The sequence below is a fragment of the Rhodoferax ferrireducens genome (genome assembly GCF_049302455.1).
Taxonomy (GTDB): domain Bacteria; phylum Pseudomonadota; class Gammaproteobacteria; order Burkholderiales; family Burkholderiaceae_C; genus Rhodoferax; species Rhodoferax ferrireducens_B.
Map to the genome: position 1 here is coordinate 1 of NZ_JBAQMD010000078.1, position 3,682 is coordinate 3,682.

4 protein-coding genes are annotated in these 3,682 nt (G+C 61.3%); 3 read left to right on the forward strand and 1 reads right to left on the reverse strand.

Translation table 11 applies throughout. The features are described from left to right. The first annotated feature begins 191 nt into the window (after positions 1–191). Entirely contained in the window at positions 192–842 is a 651-nt protein-coding gene (locus WA157_RS13900; RefSeq protein WP_422621530.1) for a TetR family transcriptional regulator, read from the forward strand. Positions 843–968: 126 nt separating this feature from the next. Continuing rightward, positions 969–2,033: a tRNA (adenosine(37)-N6)-threonylcarbamoyltransferase complex transferase subunit TsaD gene (gene tsaD, locus WA157_RS13905; protein WP_422621532.1), complete on the forward strand. Its 1,065-nt coding sequence runs from the start codon at positions 969–971 to the stop codon at positions 2,031–2,033. A 75-nt stretch (positions 2,034–2,108) separates the two neighbouring features. On the opposite strand, the gene WA157_RS13910 is transcribed toward tsaD, so the two are convergent. After that, positions 2,109–2,879: a 3-hydroxybutyrate dehydrogenase gene (locus tag WA157_RS13910; RefSeq protein ID WP_318667864.1), complete on the reverse strand. Its 771-nt coding sequence runs from the start codon at positions 2,877–2,879 to the stop codon at positions 2,109–2,111. Positions 2,880–3,013: 134 nt separating this feature from the next. Between WA157_RS13910 and WA157_RS13915 the strand changes: the two genes are divergently transcribed. Continuing rightward, positions 3,014–3,682: alpha/beta fold hydrolase (locus tag WA157_RS13915; RefSeq protein ID WP_422621531.1), on the forward strand; the 669-nt coding region annotated here is incomplete at its 3' end.

Below are 3,682 nucleotides of genomic sequence, written 5' to 3' on the forward strand. Positions count from 1 at the left end.
CGGGCATTGCCCCGGTATTTGACGCAAAACCAGCTCAAAGCATGGTTTTTGGAAAATCTTCACTTCGATGAAAACCGTGAAAACACGCGCCGTTGCTGGGGTTGACGGGTTTTCTGTCAAGCACTACATACAATCATGGATGTATGTCGTGTGCATTTCATTTTTGCAATGTTATTTGAAAGAGGTCCGTCATGGCTCGCCGTACCAAGGAAGAAGCCCTCGCCACCCACAACCGCTTGCTGGATGCGGCGGAGCATGTGTTTGCCGAGAAGGGCGTTTCCCGCACCTCCTTGCATGACATTGCAGAAGCCGCTGGCGTGAGCCGGGGTGCGATTTACTGGCATTTCAAAAACAAGGCGGATTTGTTCAACGCCATGATGGAACGCACCACCTTGCCCTTGGAAGATGCCTTGCATCAAATTGGGGATGATCCCGAGTTGGAACCGCTGCATGAGTTGCAGCGCGCGATTCTGGACACCATGCGAAAGATTAGTTCGGACGAACGCACCCGTCGTGTCTTTGAGGTGGCCATCCTCAAGGTGGAGTACGTTGATGAACTGCTGTCGGTCAAGGCGCGCCATCTTCAATGCTATGTTGAAGGGGTCGGCCAGATGGAGCGTAGCCTGCGGGAGGCCGCTTTGCGTCGGGGGGCGCCCTTGCGGGTGTCGCTTTCGATGGCGGCGCAGGGTTTGCACGCGCTGGTGGTGGGACTTATTCATAGCTGGTTGCTGGCGCCGGAAGCCTTTGAGCTGGTCGGCGTGGCTGAAATGGCGCTGGGCATGTATCTGGCCGGTTTGGGGCTGGTGCCGGCGCCTGAGCAGCAGGTAGCCCCGGCCCCGTAAATCCGTCACAGCGGCGGCCATGGTGTCTTTCACGTGGCTGGTGTCACTGTCGTCGCTGAGCAGGACGATGGGGCGGCGCGTGTCGTGCGTGGGCATCCCCTAAACTCCGCCCCTATGGCAAAAAACTTGCAGGTATTGGGCATTGAGTCCTCATGTGATGAAACGGGCGTGGCGCTGGTGGAGGTGCGGGGCAGTGCATTGCCGGTGCTCCTGGCCGATGCCTTGTACAGCCAGATCGAGATGCACCAGGCCTACGGCGGTGTGGTGCCCGAGCTGGCCAGTCGCGACCACATTCGCCGCGTGCTGCCGCTGACGGAGCAGGTGCTTGCGGCATCCGGTCGAACCTTGGCAGACATTGATGTGGTGGCGTTCACCCGCGGCCCGGGTCTGGCCGGTGCCTTGCTGGTGGGCGCGGGCGTGGCGTGTGCGCTGGGCGCGGCATTGGGTAAACCGGTGTTGGGTGTGCATCACCTGGAAGGGCATTTGCTGTCACCATTTTTGAGTGCGGATCCACCCGAATTCCCTTTCGTGGCGCTGCTGGTGTCGGGCGGCCACACGCAGTTGATGCGGGTGGACGGGGTCGGCTGTTACGAATTGCTGGGCGAGACGATTGATGATGCCGCCGGCGAGGCGTTTGACAAGTCAGCCAAGCTGCTGGGGCTGGCCTATCCGGGAGGTCCGGCACTCTCAAGACTGGCCGAGCAGGGTGATGCCACGGCGTTCAAGCTGCCGCGCCCCCTGCTGAAAAGCGGCAATCTTGATTTTTCATTTGCCGGTTTGAAAACGGCGGTGATGGTGCAGGCCAAAAAGCTGGCTGCCGCGCAGGACGGGTCGGTCGAGGCCTTGCCGGTGCAGGTACGGGCTGACCTGGCGGCCTCAACCCAGGCCGCCATTGTCGACGTGCTGGTCAAGAAGTCGATGACGGCTTTGAGTCAAACCAGTCTCAAACGCTTGGTGGTGGCCGGCGGTGTGGGCGCCAACCGCAGCTTGCGCGCGCAGTTCAATGCGGAGTGTGGCAAGCGCGGCGTGCGGGTGCATTACCCGGAACTGCATCTGTGTACCGACAACGGCGCCATGATTGCCATGGCGGCTGCCATGCGCCTGCAGTCCGGCCAGCAAGCAGCCAGCGAGGTCTATGCTTTTGACGTCAGACCGCGCTGGCCGCTGGGCGATCTGACAGCGTCAGCGTGAGACTGGCCAGAATTTATAAGAAATTGACCGCCAGCCCCCGTATTATAATGGTCTGTAGCTATCATTAATATAGCATTATTGAGCCGCCCAGCCGCCGTCCATATTCCACGCGACGCCGCGCACATTGTTGCCCGCCGGTGAGCAGAAGAACACCGCCAGCGCACCCAGTTCTTCGGGCGTGGTGAATTGCAGCGACGGCTCTTTTTCACTCAACAAGTGTTTGATCGCCTCGGCATTGCTGATGCCGCCCGCTGCCGCTTTGGCATCGACCTGCTTTTGCACCAGCGGTGTGAGCACCCAGCCGGGGCAGATGGCGTTGCAGGTGACGCCGGTGGTGGCGTTTTCCAGCGCGGTGACTTTGGTCAGCCCGACCACGCCGTGCTTGGCCGTGACGTAGGCTGATTTTTCGGCCGAGGCCACCAGGCCGTGCACGGAGGCGACGTTGATGATGCGGCCCCAGTTGGCCTTCTGCATCGCCGGCAGCGCCAGCCGGGTGGCATGAAAGGCGCTGCTCAGGTTAATGGCGATGATGGCGTCCCAGCGCTCCACCGGGAAGTTCTCGACCCGCGCCACGTGTTGGATGCCGGCGTTGTTGACCAGAATATCCACCCGGCCAAACTGCGCCGCGGCAAATTTCAACATGTCTTCAATTTCGGCCGGTTTGCTCATGTCAGCGCCGTGGTAAGCCACTTTGACGCCCAGTGCCGCGACTTCGGCCTTGGGGCCTTCAACATCTCCAAAACCGTTGAGCACGATGTTGGCACCCTGGGCGGCCAGGGCTTTGGCCAGCCCCAAACCGATGCCGCTGGTGGATCCGGTGACGAGCGCTGTTTTACCTTTTAACATGATGTTTCTCCGTGTAGTGTTGGGGTGAACTGTGTTTGAATTAGGATGTCGTTATTGTGATGGCGCACCGGGTTGAGACAACAGTCCCGCCCGTGCGCTTTGCGCCGACTTTATCAAACCCCTGACCCCCAAACATGACCGAGCCTTCTCTGAATTACGTCCTGTGCCCCGACCCCTCCGGTGGACACCGCATGGCTTATTGGCAATGGGGCAACCCCCAGGCTGGCCATGTGGTGGTTTGCGTGCATGGCCTGACGCGCCAGGGGCGTGACTTCGATGTGCTGGCGCAGGCTTTATGCGAGCGCGCGGGCGACAGCTTGCGCGTGGTGTGTCCGGATGTGGCGGGCCGGGGCCAGAGCGATTGGTTGAAGGACCCGCAGGGCTACCAGATTCCCATCTACGCGGCCGACATGCTGACGCTGTTGACCGCACTTCAGCCCACCACGCTGGACTGGTTGGGCACCAGCATGGGGGGTTTGATTGGCATCGTGGTGGCCGGGCAGCCCGAGCTGCCGTTACCGGTGCCGGTGCGCCGCCTGGTGCTCAATGACGTTGGACCGGTGATGGAGTGGCAGGCTCTGCAGCGCATTGGCGAGTACTTGGGCCAGACCAGCCGATTTGACTCGCTGCAGCAGGCCGCCGATGCCCTGTGGGCGATTGCCAGCAGCTTTGGACCGCACACAGCGGCACAGTGGCTGGCCTTGTCGCAGCCGATGGTCAAGCCGCTGGGCGACGGGTCGGGTGCGCTCACATTGCATTACGACCCGGCGCTGGCGCTGGCGTTTCGCGCGCTCACACCAGAG

Coding starts and splice junctions, on each gene's coding strand:
- WA157_RS13910 (WP_318667864.1), bottom strand. CDS start 2,879: ATGTTAAAAGGTAAAACAGCGCTCGTCACCGGATCCACCAGCGGCATC.
- WA157_RS13900 (WP_422621530.1), top strand. CDS start 192: ATGGCTCGCCGTACCAAGGAAGAAGCCCTCGCCACCCACAACCGCTTG.